Raw genomic sequence first — 22738 nt, 5'->3', positions numbered from 1 at the left:
GGTCCTGGCGGCCCCGGCGCGCGCTGGCCGATCCCTCGATCGATCGGTCAGCAGTCGCCAGGGCCATGGCGGCGCCGAGGCGAGCATCGCGGCATCACCCGCGCGGCCGGGGGCCATGGGCCCGCGGCGCGCTCCGAGCATTTACGTGTAGGTACACTTATTAGAACGGCCCGAGCGGCGCAGCGGTGAGGAGCGCACGAACCATCGGCTGGCACGCGGTGCCAGGCGTGCGTCGACGCCGCGCGTGGGCGGGCTGCGTGGAGAGGATCTATGGGCGAGTTCTTCGTCGTTCCGTACTGCGTGAAGTTCGAGGACAGCATGGCTTATGGCAGCCATCACTACCTCACGAACTTCCGCTTCCAGTGCATCGCGCGCGAGACGCTCTACTTCGCCGAGGCCGCGGACGGCACGCTCCCGCACGAGGAGGATCGCGCCGCGATCCGGCTGCTCACCACCGAGGGGTACAGCCGGAACCTCGCGCCGGTGCGCGTCGGCGAGCGCGTCGCGATCTTCATGAGCCTCGGCGCCGTGACGCGCTCGAGCGCGTACGGCTACTTCCGCACGGTCCGCTTCGACGGTGAGCCCGTGGCGTGCGGCTACCAGCGCATCGTCGCCGTCTCCGCGGCGAGCGACGAGCTCGCGCCGCTGCCCAGGTCGGTGACGGCGCACGTCGGGGCCCTCGACGAGCGCGCGCCGCACCAGCGCTTCGTCGAGCTCTGCCTGCGCGGCGGCTCCGCGCTGCGCGAGCTCTTCCCCGAGCGCCTGCTCCGGCACGCCGCCGAGGTCGCGCGGGGGCCGCTCCACGAGGCGCGCCCGCACAGGGCGCGGTGGGATGCGGAGGCCGCGGCGGGCGGGGAAGCCGCGCAGGGGCGCTCCGGGGAGGCCGCGCGGGAGGGCGGCGGCGTCGTCGGCAAGATCGCGCTGCTCCTGCCGGGCCAAGGCTCGTTCGACCTCCGGCTCCTGCGAGCGCTCCATGCGCGCTTTGACGCCGCGCGCGAGGCCGTCGCCGCGGCCGAGCCCGCGGCGCGCGAGCTGCTCGGCGCCTCGCTCGCGGCGCTCGTGACCGCGGGCGAGGCGGAGGCGCGGGCCGCTCTGGAGGCGTGCGCCGATCTCGATCAGCTCGGGATCCTCGTCCAGGACCACGTCGCCGTCGCGTTGCTCCGGTCCGCCGGGCTCGAGCCGGACGTCGTGGCGGGGCACAGCCTCGGGGAGATCGCCGCGCTGGCCGCGGGCGGCGCGTTTCCCCTCGCGACGGCCGCCGAGGTCGTGTGCCGCCGGGTGCTCGCCCTCCGCGGCGCGCCGCCCGGCCGCATGCTCGCCGCCCACACCGGCGCGGAGCGCCTGCGCGACGAGGTGCATGCGCTCGGCCGGGACGACGTGTTCGTCGCGGTGGTGAACGCGGCCGATCAGGCGGTCGCGTCGGGCACGGCGGACGGCATCGCGGCGCTCGAGCGGCGGCTCACCGGCGCCGGCGTTCGCGCGACGGTGCTCGCGAGCCGCTACGCCTTCCACTCGCCGCTGCTCGCGCCGGCGGTCGGTCCGTTCGCGAGCGCCCTCGCGCGCGCCGGCGCGGCGCGGCCCGCGCTGGCCACGTACTCGCCGATCGATCGCGTCCACTACGGGGACGGCCCGCTCGCGCCCGCGCGCCTGCTCCCGATGCACCTCGTGACGCCGCTCGACTTCGAGGCGGCCGTGCGCGACCTCCACGCGGCGGGGGTCCGCACCTTCGTCGAGTGCGGCGGCGGCGGCGCCCTGACCGCGCTCGCGCGGCGGAGCGCGCCGCCCGGGCCCGATCTGCGCGTGATCTCGGCGTTCCGCGCCGGAGAAGACGTCGTGGCCGAGCACCGGCGCGTGATCGACGCGCTGCGCGCCGCGGGGCGCGCGCTCACGGCGGTCGCGCCGCGCCCGGAGGAGGAGCCGGACGGCCGCCGCCCGCGCGAGGCCGCGAGCCCCGCCGCCGCCGCGAGCTCCGCGAGCCCCGCCGCCGGGAGCCCGCGTGAGGCCGCCGCCGCCGCTGCGGATGCGACGCCGATCGCGATCGTGGGCATGGGCGCGGTGCTGCCGGGGGCCGGCGGCGTCGACGCCTACCTCGCGCAGCTGCTCGCGGGCACGTGCGGGATCGCCGACACCGGCGAGCGACACCCGGAGCTCGCGACCGACTTCCTGAACCGCGGCCGCGCCGCCGACAAGACCTACAGCCTGCTGGTCGGCACGGTCGACGCCCTCGGCCCGTACGCCGAGCAGACCGGCTACGACACGCGCGCACTCGAGCGGCTGCCCAAGACGGCCCGCATGCTGGCGTGCGCGCTCGCCGAGGCCCGATCGCACGCGGCCGCGCTCCGCGGCGGCGCGCCCCTGCGGATCGTATGCCTCCTCGGGTCCACGGCCGACGGCTCGATCGAGCACGACGAGGCGACGCTGCTGCTCGGCGTCGAGCGCGCGCTCGACGGCGCCGCCGCGGACGAGGCGGCCCGCGCCGCCGTGGCGGGCGCGCTGGCGGCCGAGCTCGGGCTCGACGCCGGTCGGCGCGCGGCGTGCCGCGGCCACCTCGAGCCGCTCGCGCGCGTCGTGCGCGACGTGGTGGGGGAGGGCGCGCGCACCGTCCTCGTCGACGCGGCCTGCGCGTCGTCGATGCACGCGGTGCATCTGGGCGCCGCGATGCTTCGCCGCGGCCTCGCCGACGTCGTGATCGCCGGCGGCGCCTACCAGCCCGGCCCGACGAACGCGTGCCAGTTCTCGCAGTTCGGCGGGCTCTCCGCGACCGGCAGCCGCCCCTTCGATGCGTCCGCCGACGGCGTCGTGTTCGGCGAGGGCGCCGCGGTCGTCGTGCTCGAGCGGCTCGACGACGCCCGATCGCGGGGCGATCGCGTCGACGCCGTGCTCCTGGGCAGCGGCCTGTCGAGCGACGGCCCGAGCCCGTCGGTGACGGTGCCGCAGCGCCGCGGGCAGGCCCTGGCGATGCGGCGCGCCCACGCGCGGGCCGGCGTCGAGGCGCGGAGCGTCCAGTACGTCGAGGCGCACGCCACGGCGACGCCCGTCGGCGACGCCACCGAGTTCCAGGCGCTCGCCGAGGTGTTCGCGAGCGACGCCGGCGCCCCGCGCATCGCCCTGGGCAGCGTCAAGTCGCTGCTCGGCCACACGGGCTGGACCGCGGGCGTCGCGTCGCTCATCAAGGTCGTGCTCGCGATCCGGGAGCGCACGCTCTTCCCGCAGCACGGGTTCCAGGCGCCGAGCGCGCGCATCGATCTGGCGCGCTCGCCGTTCGCCATCCCGACGGCGGCCGCCCCCTGGATCGCCGAGGGCGGAGCCCCGCTGCGCGCCGCGCTCGACAGCTTCGGCTTCGGCGGCACCAACGCGCACCTCGTCGTCGAGGAGCACCGCCCCGAGCGCCACCCCCCGCGCGCGCGCCCGCGCGGAGGAAGCCGCGCGCTGTGCGTCGTCGGGCTCGGGTCCGTGTTCCCAGCGACAGGCGGCGCGACCGCGGGCGCCCCGTCGGACGTCCTCGCGTTCGACGAGGGCGCGCTCCGGCTGCCGGCCCGCGCGCCGGTCCTCCCGGACGCCCTCGAGGCGATGGACCCGACGCAGCTGCTCGCGGCGATGGCCGCGGAGGAGGCGCTCGCGGCGCTGCCCGCGCGCGAGCTCTGCGAGCGCATCGGCGTCGTCGTCGGCCACGAGGGCAAGACGCGCCGCGGCGCGCGCGCCAACGAGCGCATCTTCGCCGACCGCGTGGCGCGGGCGCTCCGGGCGCGCGGCGTCAGCCCCGCGCTGGCCTCCGCGACGGCCGACGCGCTCCGCGCGGGATCGCCCGCGACGGGGCCGTACACGCAGCCGGGCAACATGCCCAACGTCATCTCCGGGCGCGTCGCCAACGTCTTCGGCCTGCGCGGGCCGAACTTCGTCGTCGACACCTCGGCGACCTCGCTGCTCGACGCGCTCGCGGCCGCCGATCTCGTGCTCGACGAGGACTGCGACGTCGTGCTCGCGGGGGCCGTCAACGCCTTCAGCGACGACGTCGCGCGGGGCGCGTCCGCTACCTGTGACCCGCGGCCGGTCGGCGAGGCGGCGCTGCTCGTCGCGCTGTGCACCGAGGACACCGCCGCGCGCCACGCCTGGCCGGTGCTCGCTCGCCTGCACCTCGTCGCCGGCGCGGCGGAGGGCGCCGCCGGCGCGGCGGGGCGGGGCCCCTCGGCCCGCGAGCTCGCGGTCGGCGGATCGAGCGCGCGGCTGCGCGGGGCCGAGGGCGCCGTCGAGCTCCACGCGGCGATCCGCGGCGCGCGCGCGCACGGCGCCGCGCTGGTGCGCTGGCCGTCCGATCCCCGCGCCGTCCAGGTCACGCCTCCCGAGGCCGCGACGGTCGCGCCGGCGCGAGCGGCCTCGGGCTTCGCGACGGGCACGCCGATCCACGGCTTCGTCCCCGAGATCGCCCCCGCGCCGGCGACGGGGCCGTCGGCGCGCGTCCCGTCCCGCGTCCTCTACGTCTGCACCGACGCGGCGCTCGCCGCGGAGGTGCGGCGCGCCGCCCGCTCCGACGAGGAGCGCGCGCGCGTCCTCGCGCTCGCCGTCGAGGAGGCGTCCGGCACCGCGGAGCCCGGGATCCCGCGCGACCTCGGGGCGCCTGGGGCCGAGGCGTCCGGCGGTGCGCCCTCGCTCGACGCCCGCGACGAGGCGCGGCTCGGCGCGTCGTTCGCGGCCCTGGCCCCCGATGACGTCGATGCGGTCGTCGTGCTCACCCGCACCACGGACGCGCTCGCGTTCGTCGACGGCGCGCCGGGCTCGTACAGGCCGGCGCTGCGCGCGCTGTTCGGCGCTGCGCGCCGCTATTACGGCGCCATCTCGCGCGGCGAGGTGGCCTTCGCCGCCGTCGTCGCCTCCGCCGTGGGCCTCCACGGGCGGCTCGCGCCGGTGAGCGGCGCGGTCGGCGGCTTCGTGAAGTCCCTGGCGCGCGAGCTCCCGGGCGGCGACGTGCGCGTCGTCCACACCGACGCGCGCGACGCCGCGGCCGCGCTCGGCGCGCTCTCCGAGGAGTGGCGCCACGCCCGGCCCGCCGTTCCCGAGGAGGTGGTCGATCTCGGCGGCGCGCGGCACGCCGTGCAGCTCGCCCGCGCCTCCGCGAGGCCGCGCGCGCGCGCCGTGCCGCAGCTCGGCGCCGATTCGGTCGTGCTCGTCACGGGCGGCGCGCGCGGCATCACGGCGGAGCTCGTCGAGGGCCTGCTCGACCGCTTCGGCTGCCGCGCCGTGCTCCTCGGCCGCTCGCGGCTGGAGGACGCTCCGGCCCGCGCGCTCGCGATGACCGACGCGGCGTTCGACGCGTACGAGCGGGACTTCTATGCCGAGGCCCTGCGCGAGAGCCCGGGCCTGCGGATGGGCGTCCTGCGCGACCGCTACGCGCGCCTCCGCGCGGCGCGCGAGGCGCACCGGGTCCTCGCCCAGCTGCGCGCCGGGGGCGCCGGTGGTCGCGTCGTCGACTACCACGCCGTCGACGTGACGCGCGGCGAGGACGTCGACCGCGCCGTCGCGGCGGTCGCGGCGGCGTACGGCCGGGTCGATCTGGTCGTGCACGGCGCCGGCATCCAGGTGTCGAGCCGGCTCACGTCGAAGCCGCTCGATCTGTTCGAGCGGATCGTCGACACGAAGCTCGCCGGCCTCGCCCACCTCCGCCGCGCCCTCGCGCGCCACCTGCCCGACGCGCGCCCGCACGTCCACCTCGTCACGTCGGCGTTCAGCGTGCTCGGCAACGACGGGCAGCCGGACTACGGCGCGGCGAACGAGGCGATGAACCGCGCGGCGGCGTACTTCGCCGCCGAGGCGGGCGCGGGCCCGTGGTCGAGCATCGCGTGGCTCGGCTGGAACGGCGTCGGTATGACCGCCGGGTCCGAGTACAGCGCGCTCGGCGCGGCGCGCGGGCTCCGGGGCGTCGAGCCGGAGGAGGGGAGGCAGATCTTCCTCGACGTCGTCGCCGAGCCGCCCGCCGGCGCGGCCCAGGTCCTGCTCAGCGACGGCGAGATCGAGCGCTTCGCCCCCCGCATCGTCGCGGCGGATGCGTCGGATGCGGTGGTCGCGGCGGACGGCGCGTCCGCGAGCGCGTGGACGCTCGATACACGCGTCGATCCGTGGCTCTCCGACCACCGGGCGCGCTCGAGCGCCGTCGCTGCCGGGGCGTTCCTCGTCGACCTGGCCGTCCGGCACGCGCTCGCGACCTCGGGCGGCGGCGCGCTCGTCCGCGAGGTCCGCGACGTGCGCTTCCTCGAGTTCCTGCGCCTTGCCGACGACGCGCCGCGCGACGTGCGCGCGGCGACGATCCGCCGCGAGCGCCTCGCCGGCGGCCGCGTCGCGTGCGCCGTCGAGGTGCGCGGCGACTTCGTCCACCGGTCGGGCGTGACCCTCCGCGCCGGCGTGGTCTTCGCGACCTGCGTGGTCGAGCTCGGCCCGCTCCACGTCGGGCGCGACGGCCTGGCTCCGCGGCACGTCGGCCGGGTCGACGGGCCCCTGGTCCGCGACCCCTACGCGAACCCTGGCTCGCCGGTCCGGCACGCGGGCTGGTTCGATCACCTCGGCACCTTCGTGCTCGGGGCCGCGCTCAAGGAGGCCCGGTTCCGCCTCACGACCGACGGCGCCCTCGCAGGGCAGCGCGGGGCCGCCACGCCGTTCCTCCTGCTCGACGCGCTCCTGTCGCTGGGCACCCTGCGCCGCGACGAGGCGGGCGCGTTCCCGGTGTGCGCCGCGGGCGGCGTCGACCGGATCCGCTTCGGGACGGCGGCCAACGACCTCGCGCTCCGCGACGCGGGCGTCCCCGTCCGGCTCGTCGCCACGGTCCCGGCCGCGGCGGGCGACCGCGTCCTCGGCGCGTGGGCGCAGGCGCTCGACCCCTCGGGCGGCGTGCTTCTGGAGGTCGAGGGGCTCGAGGGGCGCGTCGTGGGGCGCGTGGCCGCGGACGCCCGCCCGGCGGCGCAGGCGACGCTGACGCTGGGGGCGCCGTGACGCCGCCGCTCGCGATCGCGGTCGCGCGGGCGGACGCCGAGGCCGCGGCGCGCCTCGAGCCCTACCTGACGGCCGGCGAGCGCCGCGCGTGCGCCGCGCAGCGCGTCGCGGCCCGGCGGGCGCAGTCCGCGTGCGCGCGCGTCGCGGCGAAGTGGCTGCGCCTCGAGCTCGCCGCCGGCCGCGGCGCGCCGCTGGTCGCGCTGGACGCGGCCTCGCTCGAGGCGCACCCGCGCGCCGACTACCTCGCCTGCGCGGTGACGGGGCCGTGCGGCCGTCGCCCGCGCTTCGAGGACGGCGCGTTCGCGCTGTCGCTCTCGCACGCGGGCGAGCTCGCGGCGGCCGCGGTCACCACGGCGCGCGCGGTCGGCGTCGACGTCGAGCGGGTCGAGGCGCGCGCGGCGAGCTTCGCCGACGAGCACTTCACCCCGCGCGAGCGCGAGGGCCTCGCGCGGGGCGCCGCGGCGGGCGCCCCGCGCGCCGCCCTCGAGACGTTGCTCTGGAGCGCCAAGGAGGCGCTCTACAAGACGGGGGCGCTCGCGCTGCCGGCGCGGTTCTCGTTCCAGGACATCGACGTCGCGTTCCCGCCGGGGGGCGCGCGCCTCGCGCAGCCCTCGGTCCGCTCCTTCGCGCTGGGCGCGCGGGGCGGGCAGTTCTTCGGCCGGGCCGTGCTGACCGGTGCGTTCGCGCTCGTCGCGGCAGTCCCGGTCCCGCCGGTCGCCGCTCTCGGATGAATGGCACTTACCAATACGAGGTTTCGACGATGCAATCTCATGATCTTCTCGACCACGTTCGCTCCGTCTTCGTGCGCATGACGCGCTACCCCGACGAGGTCGTCGTCGCTGACGCCGACCTGGAGCAGGACCTCGGCATCGACTCCGTGAAGCGCGGCGAGATCCTCGCGACGCTGCGCGCGGATTTCGGTCTCCCGAACGCCCTCAAGGCGGCGCCCGACGAGCTGCGCACGGTGGCCCGCGTCAGCGAGTTCCTGTCGCGAACGATCGCGGCCAGCGCGGAGGCCGGAGAGCACGCCGATGGTCACGTGGAGACCGGAAACCACGCCAATGGCCATGTCGAGGCCAGAGCGCACGCCAATGGCCACGTGGAAGCTGAAGGGCACGCCAATGGTCATGTGGCAGCCGGAAGGCACGCCAATGGCCAACTTGAGGCCGGAAGGCACGCCAATGGCCACGTGGAGGCCGGAAGGCACGCCAATGGCCACGCGGGCGAGGCGCTCCACGTCGTGGTCCAGGCGCTCGCGGACGCGACCCGCCACCCGGTCGATCTGCTCGTCCCCGACGCGCGGCTCGAGGAGGACCTCGGGGTCGACCGCCGCCGCCGCGACGAGCTCCGCGCGCTCCTCTGGCAGCGCGGCGCCCAGCCGGGCGCGCTCGAGGTGGCGCTCGACGAGGCCCGCACGGTCGGCGATCTCGCGCGCCTCGTCGAATCCCCGCCGCCCGCGCAGGTCACCGCGGCGCGCGCCCCTCTGGCCCCCGCGGCGCAGCGGGCGCTCCCTGCCCCCGGGGTGGCGCTCGCGGGCAAGACGGTCCTCGTGACCGGATCGAGCCGCGGGCTGGGCCGCGCCATCGCCGCGAAGCTCGGGCGCGCCGGCGCGCGGGTCGTCGTCAACAGCTTCCACTCGCGGGACGACGGCGAGGCGGTCGCCGACGAGATCCGCGGGGCCGGCGGCGACGCGGTGCACGTCTGGGGCTCGGTCGCCAACCCCGCGCACATCGACAGGCTCTTCGACGCGATCGCGCGCGACGTCGGCGAGCTGGACCACTTCGTCAGCAACGCGTCGAACGGCCGCTTCGGCCCCCTCGAGCAGACGACCACGGAGCACTGGGAGCTGGCCTTCCGCACGAACGTCATCGGCTACCACCTGTGCGCCATGCGCGCGGCGCGCCTGATGGAGCGCCACGGCGGTGGTCGGATCGTCGCGCTCTCGTCGAACGGCTCGTCGAGGTACCTCGAGCACTTCGGCGCCATGGGCGCCGTGAAGGCGGCGGTGGAGTCGCTCACGCGCGCGCTCGCCGTCGAGCTCGCCCCGCGCAACGTGCAGGTCAACTGCGTCTCCGCCGGGCCGATCTACGGCCATGTGACGAGCAACTACCCGGATCACGAGCGGATCCTCCCGTACTGGGAGTCGCGCACGCCGGGCGGCCGGCTCTGCACCGAGGACGACGTCGCCGAGGCCGTCCTGCTGCTGCTCTCGGACGGGGCGCGGAGGATCAACGGCGCGACGCTCACCGTCGACGGCGGAGGCTCGCTGTGCATCTGACCGCGGCGATGACGGTGACCGGCGCCGGGGTGCGCCCGGCGCGGGGCCGCGCGGAACAGCTCACGTCAGCTTCCTTGGAGCTCGCGAAGAAGGAGGAATCATGAGTGCCACGCTCGATCGGCAGCCCCCGGGCCCTGGCCCGCTCGCCAGCCTGCGGTACCTGGCGAATTTCAGGACCGGTAACATGCGTCATTACGAGGACCTCTTCGCGCGCTATGGCGACGTCGTGCGCCTGCGGGCGCCCGGGGCCGAGGACTTCGTCATGGCGTTTCACCCGAACGACATCGCGCACGTCCTTCGCACGAACGCCCGGAACTACCCCAAGGGGAAGCGCTACCACGAGCTCGCGCCCGTGCTGGGCTGGGGCCTCGTGAACAGCGAGGGCGAGCTCTGGCGGCGCCAGCGCAGGCACGTGCAGCCCCAGTTCAACCACGCCAACACGCTCAAGTTCGTCCCCCTCATCGTCGACCACATGGACGCCGTGCTGCGGCGCTGGGACGCCCAGCCGGGCGAGTTCGAGCGGGACATCAACGACGACATGATGGACGTGACGTTCGGCATCGCGGGCGAGGCGTTCTTCGGCGCCGCGCTGGAGGCCCACACGGACACCGTCCGCGAGGCGTTCAAATATGCGCTCTCGATCGCGCTCAAGCGGATGTACTCGCTGGTCAACCCGCCCCTGTCCTGGCCGCTGCCCAGCCACCTGCGCTTCCGCCGGGCCATGGACCGCGTGCACACCGTGATCGACGGCATCATCGACGGCTACCAGCGCGGCGCGGGCGGCGAGGACAACGTGCTCGTCCGCCTCATGAACTCCGTCGACCCCGAGACCGGCGCCAAGATGGACCGCGCGCAGCTGCGGGACGAGATCAAGACCATCCTGATGGTCGGGCACGAGACATCGAGCGTCACCGCCTCGTGGGCGCTGTACCAGATCGCGCAGCACCCCGAGGTGTGCGCCCACCTCACCGACGAGATCGATCGCGTCCTCGGCGGCCGGTCTCCGACGGCCAGGGACATCGAGTCGATGCCTTACCTCACCATGGTCTTCAACGAGTGCCTCCGGCTCCTGCCCTCCGTGCCGTTCATCCTCCGCAGCCCGCGGGAGGACGACGTCCTCGGCGGCTACCAGGTCGCCGCGGGATCGACGGTGGCCATCGTCCCGTGGGTCACGCACCGGCACCCGGAGTTCTGGAGCGATCCGCTGGAGTTCAAGCCCGAGCGCTTCGCGAACCACCGGCGGAGCGCGGACGACAAGCTCGCCTTCATCCCCTTCGGCGCCGGCCAGCGGATCTGCCTGGGCGAGTTCATGGGGCAGCTGGAGGGCAAGATCATGGTCGCGATGGCGCTGCAGCGTTATCGGCTCCGGCTGGTCCCCGGCTTCGACCCGCGTTGCCGCGGCTTCATCTCGCTGCAGCCGGTGAACGGGATGCGCATGATCCTGAAACGGCGGGAGCCGTCGAGCGCCGTACGCGCGGCGCCGGCAGGGCGGGAGGAGCCCGCGGCGGCGGAGCCTGCGGTGACGGAGCCCGCGGCGGCCGCCTTGCGAGCTCACGGCTGCCCGTACAGCGCCCGGGCCTGAGGGCCTGGGCTCGGCGCACCTGGCCGGCGGCGCGACCGCCCGGCCTCTCCTCTCGGGTGGAGCCCCCGCCATCATTTTCTTCTCGGCCCATGTCAGGCCCCGGGGAGCCGCGGCGAAGTAACAGGCACTGGAACACGACGGTGAGCCTGACCGGCTCGGGCTTCGGGCCCGGCGCGCAGGTCGAGTTCGTGGACGCCACGCACACCGCCCTCGCCAGCCCGACCAGCATCGGCGCGACGAGCCTCACGGTGCAGGTCCCGAGCGGCGTCGGCCCCGGGTACATCCGCGTGCGCAACGGGAGCGGCGCGAGCAACAAGGTGCCGGTGAACGTCCACCCATGAAGGGGGCGGTCCTCGAGGTGACGCCGCCGCGCTGACAAGCGGCGTCATCGCTGGCCACCTCGAGCGACGGCGCCCGCCAACCCTGGCAGGCGCCGTCGCGGTCTCTCGCGCAGCGCCTGTGCGGCGCGGGCCGTCGCTCTTCGCTCCGACGGCCCTGCGCGCGACCTCTCTTCAGCCTCCGACCGTCATTGCTGGCCCAGGACGGCCCACCCGCTCCACGTCGTCTGCACGCCTGCGCGGAGCTCATGCGTCACGCCCTCGTCCAGCCATCGCACGGTGGCCCATCCCACGTCTTTGACGAGCCCCTGGTTCAGGGCGTAGAGGGCCTTCGCGGAGCCGTCGGGCTTCGGAGCGACCTTGTAGGTCGCGAGCGGCACACCCCTCGTCGAGTACAGCGTCATCGAGACGTTGGGCATCGACTCCCTCTGCGCGATGAACAGGTACAGCGTCCGAGCGCTCAGGACGTACGCCGCGCACGCGCCGCACTGAGGATCTGCCGGTTGCATGGGCTCGTCCTTGATCCGGCGTTGCGGCTGCGGCCGCGTACCGAATGACAGCGCCTGCGCCGCCTGGCCGGTCTCCGTGGCCGACTCGACGGGCGTGGCGTCCATCGATGGACCGCACGCGGTGAGGACAAGGGCGCTCAGACCGAAAATCGAGGTACGCATCGTTCACATCCTCCGTAGGCCGTCTCCGGGGTCGAGCTGTTCTTCGCCGTCGCCTCCCGGCCTCTGACAGATCTCGAGCGTTCTCCGGGGCTGTCAGGGGACCAGCGCCCGGAAGCTCGCCCAGTCGCTCGACGGATCCGCGCGCAGCGCCGCGAGGGTCGCCTCGCGGAGCTGCTCGCCCGGCTCTCCCCGCTCGCCGGCGTAGAGCGCGGCCATCACCCGCTCAGCCAGCGCGTCGTCGACCGGGCGCGACGCCGCGATCACCGAGCGCGCCCCGGCGATCAGCAGCGCCTGGGCCAGGCCGAGCCCGAGCCCCCGCGCCCCGGGCGCCGCCTCCGTGCGCGCCGTGTCGCAGCCGGACAGGACCGCCCGCGCGGGCGCTCGGCGCAGCGCCAGGATGTCGCCCACGGCGAGCTCGCTGCCGCCGGAGAGGGCGAGGCTGCTGTCCCAGCCGTCGAGGCCCCCGAAGACGCCGTGGCCCGCGTAGTGGAAGAGCGCGAGCCCGGGCTCCTCCAGCGCGCCGGCCACCGCGCGGCGCGTGGCGAGCCCGCCCGACAGCCGCTCGACGCGCAGCCCCTTCCCGGTGAGCGCCGCCGCGACCGCGTCCGCCTCGCGCCGCGCGGCCGGCAGATCGCGCCGCGGATCCGCGACGACGAGCGCGCGCTCCGGCGCTTGCCCCGCGCCGGCGCCCTCCGCGGGCCGCGGGCCGCCCCGGGGCAGATCCAGGCCGTACGTCACCGGCATGCGCGCGACGAGCGGCGCGCCGTCCCAGGGCAGGGCGTGGAAGTCGACGCGAGCGAGCTCGCCATGGGCGGCGACGCGGAGGCGCGTCGCGGCGCGCAGCTGCGCATCGAACGGCGCGAGCAGCCGCGGGGCCAGCGCCGCGGCGGGGGCCGAGGCGTCGAGCGCCGGCAGCCGCTTGGCCACGACGCCGCCGCCGGTGACGGCGAAGCCGGCCCATCCTTCGCGGATCGGATGGACCACGAGCATCAGCTCGCCCTCGTCCAGCGCCGGCGCCGCCTCGACCTCCACCGCCGCGGGCTCCCCCTGTCGCACCAGGAGCAGCGCCTCCTCCAGCCGCGCGCGGATCGACCGCCCGTGCGCAGCCCGGGCGACACGGACCGCCTCGAGCTCGTCGGACGAGAGCCGCCAGTCGTCGCGCCCCTCCTCGTCGAAGGCCGCCCGCGCGTCGTGGTACGCCGCGAGGGCGCGCTCCCAGCGCGCCCGCTCCTCGCCGCCGAGCGCCTCGATGCGGTCGATCCAGCGGAGCGCCGCGAGCGCCCGCGCGCGTGATCGCCGCGCGGCGCGCGCCGCGCGGCGCGGATCGCGCCGGAGCAGGAGGTCGACGAGCCGCCGCGCGCTCTCCTCGAGGCGGCCGAGGTAACCGCCCCGGCCCTGCCCGAGCGGCACGAGCGCGCCGAGGTCGCCCCGCAGCTCCTCCGCTTGCTCGTAGGCCACGGCGGCCGTGTCGAGCCGCCCCATCGCCTCGAGCGCCCGCCCGCGGCCGAGCGCCGCGCGGTAGCGGCCCTCCGGCAGCTCGCTCGCGTCCGCGAGCCGCGCGAGCCGGCCGTAGATCTCCAGCGCGCTCGCTGGATCGCCGCTGCCCAGCGCGACGCGCCCCTCGATCTCGAGCCAGTACATCGCCACGCCGGCGTCGGGGCGCGCGTCCGTCCGCCGGGCCTCGTCGAGCAGGGCGCGCGCCGCGTCCGTCTGGCCGGCTTCCAGCTTGGCGAGGGCCAGGTTCGTCAGCGCGTTCGCGCGCTTCGCCGGCTTCGGGCACGCGGCCCCGTACAGATCGAGCGCGGCCGTGAGCGGCGATTCGGCGTCCGCGAGGGCTCGAGGCCGCTCGGCGCCCTCGGGCGGCCCGCTGGACCCGCCGCTCGCCCACGCGACCTGCAGGGCGTTCCAGCCGAGGTCGTTCAGCAGGGAGGCTCGCTCGCACGGGGCCCTCCCGGGCGGGGAGGACGCCTGCACGTCGCGCAGCAGCGCCCGCGCCTCCAGCGGTCGGCCCAGGGTCTGGAGCACGTCGGCGCGCTCCTGAAGCACGTGCAGCCGGTGGTCGCTCAGGCCGAGGCGCTCCGCGCCCGCCGCCGACGCGTCCAGCTGCCGGAGCGCCGCGCGCAGGTCGCCCGCCTCGGACGCGAGCAGCGCCGCGTAGTACGGCTTCACCGCGCGCCCTTCCGGATGGCTCGCCTCGAGCGGCCCGAGCGCGTCGAGCGCCGCCCGCGCCTCCGCGAACCTGCGCCCGTTGAAGACGAGCGCGTACGAGAGCGCGAAGCGGTCGAGGAACTCGTCGGAGATCCGCCCCGCCGCCCGGTGCGCCCGGATCGACGCCTCGAAGCCCGCGAGCGCCTCCGGGATCCTGCCGCGCGCGAGGTCCACGCGCGCGCGCTTGCCGATCGCCAGGGCCTGGACGGCGGGGTCCGCGCCGGACGCCAGCGCGTCGAGCGCCGAGGACGCCGCGTCGAGGTCGCCGCTCCGGCGCAGCGCCTCGGCTTCCTTCAGCCGGGGCGCGTCGATGGCCGGGCGGAGCTCCAGGCGGAACGACGCGCGCCCGCCGCCCCGCTCGGCGGTCACCGAGAGGGCGCGGGCGCCCTCCGGGACGGGGACGCGCGCCAGCACGCCTCCCTGGACGCGTGCCCCGTCGAGCGCGGAGAGCGGGGTGTCCGCCGCGGCGGCCGCGTCGGCGGCGATCGCGACGCGGGCGTCCGCGGGGGCCTTCACCCAGATGCGGAGGGTCCGGTCGTCTGGAAGCGCGCAGGCGGGTCCGGCGTGCACGGCGCTGCAGCCGGCGAACTCCACCTCGAGGGGCGGCGCGGGCGCCGCGGCGGTCGCCAGGTCCGCGGACGCCCCGGAGGTCGCCGGGGCCGCGGTCCCCGTCGGGCGGCGCGCGTCGCATCCCGGCGCCAGCGCCGCCGCGCCGAGGATCGCTGCGCCCAGCGCGGGCCGGAGCGCTCGCCAGCGCGTCATGGGTCCTTCGAGGGCGCGGCGGGTCGGGCGGTGGGGAGGGGGGGCGGCGCTGCGCGCGGCAGGAGGAGCACGTTGAATCGTAAGATTCTGAATTTATTATCTTTTTCTTCTTCGGACGGCCGCGCGTCCGCCAGTCCGGCCGCGCTGTCTGGCAGCGCCGCCGGCCGTCCGATCGCGATCGCGATCTCCCACTCGCCCTCGGGCACTCCGGGGAAGAGCGTCTCCGTGTCGCCTTCGATGCGCGCAGCGCCCTGCTCCGAGAGGTCGGCGTGCACGTCCCAGGGGCGCGCCGTTTCGCCCTGGATCAGGAAGGCGCGCACCGCGACGGGGCCGTCGACCCGGGTTGCGGGCCGCAGGGTGATCTCGAGCCTCGATCCGGGCCCGAGCCGCGCGGTCGCGTCGGCGCCGCTCGAGGCGGAGCGCGCGCGGACCTCGCCGCCTGCGAGCGTCATGGCGTAGGCGGGCACCGGGAGCATGGCCACCGCGCCCGGATCGTCGAGCAGGCCGCGCGGATGGTGCCTGTCGCCCTCCAGCGAGAGCCGCACGACGAGGACCGCCGCGGCGGCCGCCGCCAGGGCCGTCGCCGCGATCCGCCAGGGCGCTCGGCCCGGCTTTCGCGGGAGCGGGAGCACCTGGCCGCCGCGCGCCGCCGCCGCGCGCTGTCCCGGAGGTGGCGGGCCTGCCGCCTCCGCGCCTGCCGCCGCGGCGGCGCCTTCCGCCTCCGCCGCCTCCGCGGCGGCGCCTCCCGTCTCCGCGCCTCGCTCGCCCGCGCTCGCCTGCAGCCCGGCCAGGATCCGGTCTGCGATCCTCGACCGCGCCTCGCCGTCCAGCGGGCGTGACGCCTCCCACGCCTCGCGGTCCTCCGGAGAGCGCTGCGCCTCGGCCTCCAGCGCATCGCGCTCGCCGGCCTCGAGCGTCCCCAGCACCCTCGCTGACCAGCGCGGATCGCTCGCCCGGTCGTGCTCGCGCGCGGCGCGCGCCAGCGCCTTCAGCAGATCGTCGTCGTTCATCGTCCCCCTCCCGGGCTCGCCGCGCTCGGCGAGGCGCCGCGCCCTCTCGGCTCTGCTTCGGCCGCGAGCTCCGCGGCGATCTGCCGGACGAGCCGGGCGATGCGGCTCCGCCACGCATACACGGCGTCCGCCGTCATGCCCGTGATGGCGCACGCTTCCTCGGTGGATCGCTCGTCGACGAGCAGCAGGTAGAAGAGCTCCATCCCGCGCTCGCTCAGCCGATCGCGGAGCTTTCGCGCGATCGCCGCGAGCAGCTCCCGCGAGATCGCCGCGGGCTCCGGCGACACGGAGGCGCCGTCCGCGCGCTCGAGCGCGTCGTCCTCGGTGGGCTGCTCGGTCCAGGGGTTCCTGCGGCGGCTGCGCAGGATCGAGCACGCCTCGCGCTCGGCCACGAGCCCCACGAAGCTCGTGAGCGGCAGTCCCCGGCCGGCGTCCCACTGGCGCAGCGTGCGCCCGCCGTCCGCGAAGAGCGAGAGGAACACGCTCTGGGTCAGGTCCTCGACCTCCTGCCGGACGTCGCGGTGCCCCGCGGCCCGCCGGCGGCGGAGCAGCGGCCGCATCACCCGCTCCTGGATGGTGGGCGTCAGCAGGTCGACGAGCGCCCTCACCGCGGCCGGCTCTCCCGCCACCGCCCGCGCGATGAGCGCGGCCTCCGGGCCCGGCGGAGCGGCGCCTGGGGATCCCCGCCGCGCGTCCTCGGCGATCGTCCGCGGTTGCGCGGGCAAGGGAGAGCTCGGGGCCATCAGCGCACGGATAAACGCGCTCCACACGCCCGTCAATCCGGCCACGTCTCCGCCGCGCGGGCCGTGCGGGCCGTTGGCTGGTATCGAAATTCAATCGATCGCGGCACGCTTACCCGGCGACGTCGGGCGAGGCGCGAGGTCGCAAGGTCATGACGCGCGCTTCCCACGCTTCTCACCCAAGCTCCGGCCTCGTTGTCTGTATCATCGCCTCATGAGGCACCGCGGGGGACGGGGCTCGAGGGGATGGCCATCACGGCGGCTCGGGCCGACAGGAGCGCTGGCCGTCGCCGTCCCGCTCCTCTGTGCCTCGCTGTGGCCGTCGGTGGCCCGCGCCGACAGCTACGAGCGGTGCGTCCGCGAGGCGGCGACCCAGGCCGAGATCGACGCCTGTGCCCCCAAGGACGAGCCCCTCGAGGTGAGGGTGCGGGCGAAGTCGCCGGCCCGGAGCGCCTCCGACGTCGAGGCGGACGCGCAGGTCCTCGCCGCGGCGCCGCACGGCTCGGGCGCCGACGTGCTGCGGGTCCTCCCGGGCGTCTTCATGAGCGATCGCGGCCTGCCCGGTCGCGCGCCGCACCTCTCGCTGCGCGGCTTCGACGGCACCTCGGGTCAGGACGTCGAGATCTTCGCCGGCAACATCCCGATGAACCAGGTCTCGCACATCCGTGCTCCTGGATATGCCGACATGCGCCTCATCATGCCGGAGGTGGTCCGTTCCGTCCGGATCGCCAGCGGCCCTCACGACCCGAGGCAAGGCGATTTCGGCGTCGCCGGCTCGCTCCGCATGGATCTCGGCCTGGAGGCGCCGGGCTTCTGGTTGAAGGGGGGAGTCGGCTCGTTCGGGACGAGGCGTGTCCTCATCGCGTTTGCGCCCGAGCACGACGAGATGATGGACACGTTCGCGGCCTTCGAGACCGACGCCACGGACGGGCCGGGGGGCGTGCGCGGCGGCGAGCGCAGCTCCTTCGTCGGGCAGCTCGGCGGGGGCGAAAACCGGGTCCAGTTCCGCGCGACGGTGGCCATCGGCTCGGCGCGCTTCGACTTTCCCGGCTACCTGCCGCAGGGCCCCGTGGAGCGGGGCGCCGACCCCTACGCGGCGCAGCGGCCGCTCGGCCGCGATAGGACATCGCAGGCGCTCGTCGGCTCCGATGTCCTGTGGAGCCTCGGCGAGGGCACGATGGGCATCGGCGGCTTCGCGGGCAAGACCAAGACGACGTTTCACCAGAACCTCACCGGGTACGCGCTCGACCAGCTCGCCGGCGAGCCGATCGTCCGGAGCGACGACAGCGAGATGGTGAACGACGCCTCGACCTTCGGCCTCACGGTGCTTTACCGCCATGGCGTCGAGATCACCTCGAAGCGCGATTCCATCGAGATGGGCGCCTACGCGCGCGTGGACACGGTCGACCAGACCGACACGCGCCTGTTCGAGGACGGCACGAAGAACGCCGCGCTCGTCGACGCGACGATCGACGCCACGAACGTGGCCGCGTATGCCGATCTCTCGCTCTACCCGATCAAGCGCGTGGTCGTCCGTGGCGGCGCGCGCCTCGACTCGCTCTCGTACGGCGTGCGGGATCGCACGAGCAACGCCGGGCTCGAGCGCACCGCGCAGGGCTTCGTCGTGTCGAGCAAGGCCATGGCCGACATCGCGGTCAGCGGCGGCGTGCACCTCGTGGCGAGCTACGGCGAGGGGTTCCGTTCCCCGCAGGCGCGCGACCTCGACGAGGGAGAGCGCGTGCCGTTCACCAAGGTGCGCAGCGTCGAGGCGGGCGTCCGGCTCAAGGAGGGCAAGACCTTCCAGGGCTCGGCCGTGGGGTTCGGCTCGTGGCTCGGCAATGACCGCGTGTTCGACGCGGCGTCCCGGCAGCACGTCGAGGCCCCGCCGTCGGTGCGCGCAGGCGCGCAGGTCGTGATGAGCGCGCGCTCCGGCCCGTTCGGCGCGCACCTGAGCGGGACGTACACCCACGCTCGCTTCACCGGGTCCGACGCGCGCTTCGCGGAGGGCGACCCGGTGCCCTATGCGCCGGCGTTCGTCCTGCGCGACGACGTGTTCGCCTCGGGGGTCGTCGGCCGGCTCTCCGGCAAGGAGGTGACGGTCCGCGTGGGCGCCGGCGTCGAGGGCATGGCGGGTCGCTCCCTCCCGGGCGGGCGGGACGGCAAGGACGCTATCAGCCTCGATGCCGTCGCGGCGGTCGGCTGGCGCGGCATGGAGCTCGCCCTGAACGGCACGAACCTCCTGGGCCTGCAGTATTACGACGCGCAGTACGTCTACGCCTCGAGCTTCGTGAAGGACAGCGCGCCCCCGCTGCCGTCGCCGCACGTGCTCGTCGCGGCGCCGACTGCGTGGATGCTGACGCTCCAGATCCACCTCCGTGGCAAGGAGCGCGCGCCGGAGCCGGCCTATTAGCCGGCTGCCGGAGCGGGGCGCACATTCGTGGGATACGGGCTCAGCCGCTCGCCCAGCGCGGCGCTGCGGCTGTCTCCCTGTTCGGACGTCACCCGATCTCGCGGTAGTCGAACCAGTCGAAGTCCGCGTGCAGGCGTGTGCCGGCCAGGTCCTGGCACGCCATCCCGACGAAATTGCCCGTGAACCCACAGGGCACCGCGTGCTCGTCCGACAGGATCGACGCATCGTGCTCCCACCCCACCGCGTGGTAGGTGACGCCATCCCGCGAGTAGAAGAACGATATCCGATCGTCTTTGATCTCGAGCCGCAGGAAGATGTTCTCCGCCCCGTCCAGCACGTACTCCTTCTCGACCGGGAACGTCAGGTTCCCCCGCTCGCACTTCATGAGCGAAAGGGCCTTCTCGGCGTGCTCCGCCCGCGAGACGTAGAGATAGTAGAACGAGTCCGTGCTGTAGAACGCAACGATGCCCGCCATTTGCTGAAAGTGCTGAGGGGCGAATTGCATGCACGCCGTCGCTTGCACGTGCTTGGCCTGCTGGCGCTTCGCGACGAGGCTCTGCTCGAAGTTCGAGGTGATGCTCTCGCGCCCGATCAGGCGCAGGTACCCGGGTCGGGCGGCGAGGCTGCTCACGTCTGCCGGCCGCACGCGCGGCGACTGCCACTCGATCCCCAGCGCGGGCTTGTCGAAGTCGTCGCGCTCGGGTGTCTTCGGCCATTCGTGGCGAGCCAGGTTCGGCCCCTCGTAGACGTCCAGCGGAACCTGCCCGCCCGAAGTCAGCCGCGGCCACCCCTCGACCCAGGTGATCCCCTGCAGCGCCGTCTCGCGTCCCAGCGTCGACCGGCCATTCTTCAGCGGGCGACGGCACAGGTGCGCGAACACCCACGAGCCGTCCTTGTTCTCCACGAAGCTACCGTGACCCGCGCTCTGGAGCTGCAGCTCGGGGTGGGACGCGCTGGAGATGAGCGGATTGTTGGGCATGACCTCGTAAGGGCCGTGGATCGAGCGAGAGCGGGCCACCGTCGCGGCGTGCGTGATGAACGTGCCGCCCTCCGCGGTGAGCAGGTAGTAGTAGCCATCTCGCTTGTAGAGGTGCGGCCCCTCCACGAGCCCGAGCGCCGTGCCTCGGAAGATGTTCTCCACCGGACCGACGAGCTTCTTCTCCTTCGGGCTGTACTCCTGGAGCAAGATCCCACCGAACGGGTTGTTGCCCGGCCGGTGATCCCACACCATGTTCACAAGCCACTTGCGGCCGTCGTCGTCGTGGAACAGCGAAGGATCGAACCCCGAGCTGTTCAGGTACACCGGCTCCGACCACGGGCCGGTGATGGAAGGCGCGGTGACCAGGTAGTTGTGGACGTCCTTGAACGACCCCGCCCAGCGTCGCGAATTCGTGTAGATGAGGTGAAACAAGCCGTCCGCGTAGGTCAGGCACGGCGCCCAGATCCCGCCGGAGTTGGGGTTGCCGCGCATGTCCAGCTGCGAGTACCGCTCCAGCGGCCGCGCGACCACCCGCCAGTTGGCGAGGTCTCTCGAGTGGGAGATCTGGACGCCCGGGAACCACTCGAACGTCGAGGTCGCGATGTAGTAATCGTCCCCCACGCGAACGATCGACGGATCGGGGTTGAACCCTCTCAGTGCCGGATTTTCCACCTTGCTCATTCACTCACCTTGATTGTCTCGTTGTGTTCCAGCGCAGCCAGTCCTGCTTCCAGAGCTCGACGGATACGCCCGGCACCGCAGGCGCACCCTGCCCAGGTCCCCCCGCTCGCGCGCTGGAGGGAGGCACCGGAGGTGCGTGTCCACAGGCAGCTCGGGATGCGGCGCGAGCTCGGGATGCGGCGTGGGGGAGAAGGCATCATAAGGGAACGTGGCGTCTGCAACGTCGCCCCTGCTGGTTCCCGCATCTGCCGTCTGTGGCCGCGCTGCCGGACCCGCCGGAGGAGCTCCGCCGTCGGCGCGCGAGGGTAGCACCGCGCGCGCGCGCGTCCAGGCGCTTCGTCTCGCTGCGCGGGCGCCTCCGGCGGGGTTGAGCGACCGCGCGCCCGCTCACTCCGCTGCCGCCGCGAGCTGCGCCGCATCCGCCGGCCGCGCGCGGTTCCACGCGGACGCCACGGCGGCGAGCGACGCCATGTCGGCGTCCCCGTGCGTCCCTGCCCCGAAGCTGCGCTTGCGCCCGACCGAGATGGCCACGTAAGCCGCCGTCTCGTCGCCGGCGCTCCTCGGGAGCGCGTGCGCCGCGTGCTCGTCCACCGCGATCGCGATCCCCGCGTGGCGCGCGAGCGCGCTCGCGAGCGCCTCGACGGGGCTGCCGCCGGCGGCGCTCAGCACGTGGGCGGCGCCTCGGATCTGCACATGGAACTCGTGTCGTTCGTCCGCGCCCTGGCCGACGCGCCTGTGCCGGGTGACGCGGAGCGGCCCTGCGCGGTTCACGTACTCCCGCTCGAAGATCGCCAGGATCTCGGCCTTCTGCACCTCGCCCTCGGTCCGCTCCGCCCTGCGCTGCACGGCCTGGCTCACCTCGACGGCGAGCCCCCTCGGCAGCGCGTAGCCGTGATCGTGCTCGAGCACGTAGGCCACGCCGCCCTTGCCCGACTGGCTGTTCACGCGGATCACCGCCTCGTAGCTGCGGCCGACGTCCTGCGGATCGATGGGCAGGTACGGCACCTCCCAGAGCGGGCTCCCGCCCTCGCGCAGCGCCTTGAACCCCTTCTTGATCGCGTCCTGGTGCGACCCGGAGAAGGCCGTGTACACGAGCTCGCCGACGTACGGGTGGCGCGGGTGGACCGGCAGGCGGTTGCAGTGCTCGACCGTCTCCTTGATCGACTGGACGTCATGGATCTCGAGCTCGGGATCCACGCCCTGGGACATCAGGTTGAGCGCCAGCGTCACGACGTCGACGTTGCCCGTGCGCTCGCCGTTCCCGAACAGCGTGCCCTCGACGCGATCGGCGCCCGCCATCACGGCCAGCTCCGCCGCGGCCACGGCGGTGCCGCGGTCGTTGTGCGGGTGCACGCTCAGCACGATGCTGTCGCGCTGCTTCAGGTTCCTGTGCATCCACTCGATCTGATCCGCGTACACGTTGGGCGTCGACATCTCGACGGTGGCGGGCAGGTTCAGGATGATCTTCCGTGATGGCGTGGGCTCCCAGACGTCCATCACGGCCTCACAGATCTCCTTCGCGAAATCGAGCTCGGTGCCCGTGAAGCTCTCGGGGGAGTACTCCAGCGCGACCTCGGTCTCGGGCGACCGCGCCGCGAGCTCCTTCACGAGCCGGGCCCCGCGCACGGCGATCTCGACGATGCCCGCGCGATCCAGGCCGAACACCACGCGCCGCTGGAGCGTGGAGGTGGAGTTGTAGAGGTGGACGATGGCGCGGCGCGCCCCGCGGATGGCCTCGAAGGTGCGCTCGATCAGCTCGGCGCGCGCCTGGGTGAGCACCTGGATCGTCACGTCGTCCGGGATGAGCCCCTGGTCGATGATCCAGCGCACGAAATCGAAGTCGGGCTGCGACGCGCTGGGGAAGCCCACCTCGATCTCCTTGAACCCCATGCGCACGAGCTCGTGCCACATGCGGAGCTTGCGCTCGAGGCCCATGGGCTCGACCAGGGCCTGGTTGCCGTCGCGCAGGTCCACGCTGCACCAGCGCGGCGCGCTCTCGATCACGCGGCTGGGCCAGTGGCGATCGGGCAGATGGATGGGCTGAAAGGGCTTGTACTTGTGGACAGGCATCGTGGACATGACAGGACTCCCTGAAAGCTAG

The 22738-nt window shown here is 74.7% G+C and carries 12 protein-coding genes; 6 read left to right on the top strand and 6 right to left on the bottom strand.

Annotated elements, in window-relative coordinates; all coding sequences use genetic code 11:
• The first annotated feature begins 270 nt into the window (after window positions 1-270).
• The 5 genes from WME73_RS27175 (at window position 271) to WME73_RS27155 (ending at window position 11179) form a co-directional block, all read left to right on the top strand.
• Complete coding sequence (locus WME73_RS27175; protein WP_437911418.1) at window positions 271-6978, top strand: SDR family NAD(P)-dependent oxidoreductase; 6708 nt, start codon at window positions 271-273, stop codon at window positions 6976-6978.
• Window positions 6975-7709 (top strand): 4'-phosphopantetheinyl transferase family protein, encoded by a 735-nt coding sequence (locus WME73_RS27170; RefSeq protein WP_437911417.1) that lies wholly within the window; start codon window positions 6975-6977, stop codon window positions 7707-7709. Before WME73_RS27175 ends, WME73_RS27170 begins: the two co-directional genes overlap by 4 nt.
• A gap of 29 nt (window positions 7710-7738) precedes the next feature.
• Window positions 7739-9256, top strand: coding sequence for an SDR family oxidoreductase (locus WME73_RS27165; RefSeq protein WP_437911416.1), 1518 nt, complete (start codon window positions 7739-7741; stop codon window positions 9254-9256).
• A 100-nt stretch (window positions 9257-9356) separates the two neighbouring features.
• Window positions 9357-10838, top strand: a complete 1482-nt coding sequence (locus WME73_RS27160; RefSeq protein ID WP_437911415.1) for a cytochrome P450 — start codon at window positions 9357-9359, stop codon at window positions 10836-10838.
• Window positions 10839-10978: 140 nt separating this feature from the next.
• Window positions 10979-11179: a hypothetical protein gene (locus WME73_RS27155; protein ID WP_437911414.1), complete on the top strand. Its 201-nt coding sequence runs from the start codon at window positions 10979-10981 to the stop codon at window positions 11177-11179.
• Between the two features lie 185 nt (window positions 11180-11364).
• Here the strand turns inward: WME73_RS27155 and WME73_RS27150 are convergent, their stop codons facing one another.
• From WME73_RS27150 to WME73_RS27135, 4 genes are all read right to left on the bottom strand, one after another.
• Window positions 11365-11847 (bottom strand): hypothetical protein, encoded by a 483-nt coding sequence (locus tag WME73_RS27150; RefSeq protein ID WP_437739298.1) that lies wholly within the window; start codon window positions 11845-11847, stop codon window positions 11365-11367.
• Between the two features lie 93 nt (window positions 11848-11940).
• Window positions 11941-14817 carry a CHAT domain-containing protein gene (locus WME73_RS27145; RefSeq protein ID WP_437911413.1) on the bottom strand — a complete coding sequence of 959 codons (2877 nt, stop codon included), beginning with the start codon at window positions 14815-14817 and terminating at the stop codon, window positions 11941-11943.
• Window positions 14814-15827, bottom strand: a complete 1014-nt coding sequence (locus tag WME73_RS27140; RefSeq protein ID WP_437911412.1) for a hypothetical protein — start codon at window positions 15825-15827, stop codon at window positions 14814-14816. The genes WME73_RS27145 and WME73_RS27140 overlap by 4 nt, the downstream gene beginning before the upstream one ends.
• Window positions 15824-16552, bottom strand: coding sequence for an RNA polymerase sigma factor (locus WME73_RS27135; RefSeq protein WP_437911411.1), 729 nt, complete (start codon window positions 16550-16552; stop codon window positions 15824-15826). Before WME73_RS27135 ends, WME73_RS27140 begins: the two co-directional genes overlap by 4 nt.
• Before the next feature lie 229 nt (window positions 16553-16781).
• Between WME73_RS27135 and WME73_RS27130 the strand changes: the two genes are divergently transcribed.
• Window positions 16782-18977, top strand: coding sequence for a TonB-dependent receptor (locus tag WME73_RS27130; RefSeq protein ID WP_437911410.1), 2196 nt, complete (start codon window positions 16782-16784; stop codon window positions 18975-18977).
• An 88-nt stretch (window positions 18978-19065) separates the two neighbouring features.
• Here WME73_RS27130 and WME73_RS27125 read toward each other — a convergent pair whose 3' ends face one another.
• Window positions 19066-20637, bottom strand: coding sequence for a glycoside hydrolase family 43 protein (locus WME73_RS27125; protein ID WP_437911409.1), 1572 nt, complete (start codon window positions 20635-20637; stop codon window positions 19066-19068).
• A 387-nt stretch (window positions 20638-21024) separates the two neighbouring features.
• A complete protein-coding gene (gene leuA / locus WME73_RS27120) occupies window positions 21025-22716 on the bottom strand; it encodes a 2-isopropylmalate synthase (RefSeq protein WP_437911408.1) in 1692 nt (563 codons plus the stop codon).
• Window positions 22717-22738 lie beyond the last annotated feature (22 nt).

This window comes from Sorangium sp. So ce302 (genome assembly GCF_051530145.1).
GTDB lineage: Bacteria > Myxococcota_A > Polyangia > Polyangiales > Polyangiaceae > Sorangium > Sorangium cellulosum_B.
The sequence above is the reverse complement of the archived record's forward strand: the minus strand, read 5'-3'. Positions and strand labels throughout refer to the sequence as shown.

Coding starts and splice junctions, on each gene's coding strand:
- WME73_RS27175 (WP_437911418.1), top strand. CDS start 271: ATGGGCGAGTTCTTCGTCGTTCCGTACTGCGTGAAGTTCGAGGACAGC.
- WME73_RS27165 (WP_437911416.1), top strand. CDS start 7,739: ATGCAATCTCATGATCTTCTCGACCACGTTCGCTCCGTCTTCGTGCGC.
- WME73_RS27160 (WP_437911415.1), top strand. CDS start 9,357: ATGAGTGCCACGCTCGATCGGCAGCCCCCGGGCCCTGGCCCGCTCGCC.
- WME73_RS27150 (WP_437739298.1), bottom strand. CDS start 11,847: ATGCGTACCTCGATTTTCGGTCTGAGCGCCCTTGTCCTCACCGCGTGC.
- WME73_RS27145 (WP_437911413.1), bottom strand. CDS start 14,817: ATGACGCGCTGGCGAGCGCTCCGGCCCGCGCTGGGCGCAGCGATCCTC.
- WME73_RS27140 (WP_437911412.1), bottom strand. CDS start 15,827: ATGAACGACGACGATCTGCTGAAGGCGCTGGCGCGCGCCGCGCGCGAG.
- WME73_RS27130 (WP_437911410.1), top strand. CDS start 16,782: ATGAGGCACCGCGGGGGACGGGGCTCGAGGGGATGGCCATCACGGCGG.
- WME73_RS27125 (WP_437911409.1), bottom strand. CDS start 20,637: ATGAGCAAGGTGGAAAATCCGGCACTGAGAGGGTTCAACCCCGATCCG.
- leuA (WP_437911408.1), bottom strand. CDS start 22,716: ATGTCCACGATGCCTGTCCACAAGTACAAGCCCTTTCAGCCCATCCAT.